Origin of the sequence: Mesoflavibacter sp. CH_XMU1422-2, from assembly GCF_037029245.1 — a bacterium.
GTDB classification, from domain to species: domain Bacteria; phylum Bacteroidota; class Bacteroidia; order Flavobacteriales; family Flavobacteriaceae; genus Mesoflavibacter; species Mesoflavibacter zeaxanthinifaciens.
In genome coordinates this window covers 9,537-12,524 of sequence record NZ_JAYMEE010000040.1, presented here as the reverse complement: position 1 = coordinate 12,524, position 2,988 = coordinate 9,537, and the positions used below count along the sequence as shown (strand labels likewise).

Annotated in this window: 3 protein-coding genes; all 3 read right to left on the bottom strand. The window is 31.1% G+C overall.

All coding sequences use genetic code 11. From position 1 onward, the window contains the following. Nucleotides 1–66: 66 nt before the first annotated feature. The 3 genes from WA340_RS05760 to WA340_RS05750 all read right to left on the bottom strand — a co-directional run bounded on the left by WA340_RS05760 (nt 67) and on the right by WA340_RS05750 (nt 2,908). The gene (locus tag WA340_RS05760) at nt 67–702 is read right to left on the bottom strand and encodes a hypothetical protein (protein WP_027880790.1); all 636 of its coding nucleotides are present in this window, start codon (nt 700–702) and stop codon (nt 67–69) included. Nucleotides 703–1,402: 700 nt separating this feature from the next. Then, nucleotides 1,403–2,251 (bottom strand): hypothetical protein, encoded by an 849-nt coding sequence (locus tag WA340_RS05755; RefSeq protein WP_336127815.1) that lies wholly within the window; start codon nt 2,249–2,251, stop codon nt 1,403–1,405. Nucleotides 2,252–2,257: 6 nt separating this feature from the next. Continuing rightward, on the bottom strand, nt 2,258–2,908 hold the full coding sequence (locus WA340_RS05750; protein WP_336127814.1) for a hypothetical protein: 651 nt from the start codon (nt 2,906–2,908) through the stop codon (nt 2,258–2,260). Nucleotides 2,909–2,988 lie beyond the last annotated feature (80 nt).

The window sequence follows — 2,988 nt, the reverse complement described above, 5'->3', positions numbered from 1 at the left end:
AACTTTGCAAGTACACACCAAACTGAAAATCCGCAAGGATTTTCAGAAGTAGGCGAGAACAAGCAATTACTTATAGCCATTGTTAGCACCAGTTTTTATTTCGTTTATTAATTCCGAGTATTGATATTCCTCATTTTCCGATATTACTTTTATAATTCGGTCAGGTTTGATTTCGTTAAAAAGTAAAACTTCATAATCCTCAAACACAAATTCCATAAAGTCAGGATTATCCAAAAATTCATTTATTTTTTTTGAGTCAGATTTTAACAAGTCAATTCCGTTTTGATAAATCAACTCGTCTGAATCCTTTCCCAATTCGCTTATTGTTCCGCCAATCCTCCAAATAATAGTCCTTTTATAATCTTCTTTTAATTCAGATAGGTTTTTAAAAACAGAATGTGGATTATCTCTTAATATTTCTGATAAGTTATATCTCCTTTCCTCGATTACATTTAAATCGTCATCTTGTTTTTGATAAGTATCAATACACCAATGTGAATGAACAATAGGAAAGTCAGATTCTGATAGTTCAAATATGAATCCAATTTGTTCTTTTTTGTTAAGCAAAAAGTCAACCCACCAACGATTCAGATTATGAAAAGGTGTCAAAATTGAGCAAGAAGTCCAAGTGTCAGAAATTTTAATTCCGTTTTCAAGGATACTTTTTTTATTCTCTTTAGATGACCAATGTATTAATTTCATAGGTTGCCTTAAATTGGTGCTAACGGTCTGGGCTATGGTTTCGTTGCGGAAAAATCCGCAGGATTCTTTCCGCCGTGAACCAAAGATAGTAAAAGTACGAGGATTTTCGGCAGAAAATCCGAAGCAATGAACTATAGCCTTTGTTACCTACTGGCACGACACGTTCTGTTTAGTACGTTCCGTTATTCACGTTCTTTTTTCAGCCTAAACTTGGTAGGGAAGCGAGAAATTTGTCCCTTTAGTAATTCGGTTAATCGTCAAGCAATTCAGTCCGCCATATTTTTTCCGCAACGTTTGTCAAATTCCTATTAGCTTTTTTTATGTTCCGTTTTTTAGTCCGTTTTGAGTTTGGTCAACGGTTTTTTAATCCGCTGTTGTTTTAAATTCCACCACAACGCTTTCTTTTCTCCCGAAAGTCGGCAAATAGGCGAGTGGTTTTCTGTTTGTCAAATAGTTTGGCTAAAAAGCAATTCAGTCCACTGTTAGTTTTTAAATCGGCTTCGTTTTGATTTTCCGGTCGCTTAATTTGTCTTCCGTGTTTTTTTCGGAGTGCTTGTAGGTAACGGTCTCGGCTATGAGTAGTTGCGTGAATTTAGTAATAAATTCCGGAGGTACGAAACTAACAGCGGAAATTCCGCAGGAATTTCCAAAGTAAGCGAGAACCAGCAATTACTTATAGCCATTGTTGTAAAACGTTTTTTTATTCAATTCCAATTACTAATGGAATTTGTGATTTAACTTCCTTTTCATTTACACAAGCGGGATACCATTCGGTTAATTCAATCAGTAAATCTTTAACTTTATTTTGAGTTTCATCATTCCATTGTCCAAAATTTCCAAAGAATCTAAACGGTTCTTTCTCGATTTTTCCATTTTCGTTTATTACCACATAAGCCCTTATTTTATCTGGTTTGTAGCCTTTGATATTTTTTATTTTTTCGGTCAAGATTTTATGGTCAGATTTTAATGAAGGCATTTTGTCAGGTCGCAAGTAAACTCCGTTTTCGTTAGTAATTCCATAAAATATTTTGTTTTGTTCCAAAGCCCATAAGTAATCTGCCGAAGTTTTGTCAATTCCTTTAAAAGACTTGAATTTGCCTTTAAAAGTAGCTGTTTTTGTCAAAGAGTCGTTGTAAAAATGTTCAATTTCTAAAATGTAATTTCCACATAATCCATTTATTTTTTTAAATGGGTTTTGGTTTAAGGTCAGCTTTACGTTTTTTACTTTATAAGTTCTTGTGTTATCTAAATCTAATACATCAGTCCAATAATTATATTTTGTTTCTATAATTTCCAAATTCTTGTTAATCTTGAATGAGATGTCATTTCCAGTAAAACCAGAACTGTAACTGTTTTTGATTTCTAAATCTGAATTTGCTTTGAATTCTATTTTCAAACTTTCAAAGTCATTTTTGGGATTTTCGATATTATCAAAACGATTGTATTCGTCTTTGATTTCATATTTTAAAATATTTTCTTCAATCGTAACTTGTTTTTGTCCGAAAGCAAAATTTGTAATTAAAATCAGTATGGAAATTTGGATTCTCAATGTTTTTTATTTATCATTTATTTCAATAATCTCACCAGTTAACATATTCATACTAAAGTGAGTTTTGAGCATAATTAAACAGCTACGGTCATTTGGATGTAAATCGGTTTTTGGCTCCCAAAATAATAAACCAGTTTCATTATCATAGTCAATATCAATATATAAATGTTCGTTTGATATTCTCCTTTTTATTAAAATAGAGTTGACAGAGTCAATTGAAATAATTTTTTGTTGATTAGCACTTTGTTCTAAATGAGGAAATTGAAAATCTTTAATTATTTTCCCTTTACTATCTATGACTAAATTTAAACCTAATTTTTTAATTCCAATTTCTTCCATAATTAAACTGTATGCTGATGTATAGACAGGATAATTATAGGTAGTGTCACAATTCTTCAATCTTTCTTCGTAATCAAATATACTATCGATTAAGGTTTTGTTTCTCAAATCTTGAATTGGTTTATCAGAATGGATATAACCAAAATCAAATTTCAATCTTTTAGAATACTCCTTTCCGATTCTTTTTTCGTAATAGAGTTCAATTGAATCTTTAATGTTTTTTGGAAACAAATCAAAATCTCCTGATTGCATAAAATAGCAACTTTCAATGTGTTCATAAGTGCCAGTTTTAGATGCGAGTTTTGGATAATTCTCCATTGAATAATCTTTGCAAGAAATCAAGATTGAAAGTAATATAAATATGATAATCAGATTTCTCATTGAGTTTGGTCAAATGT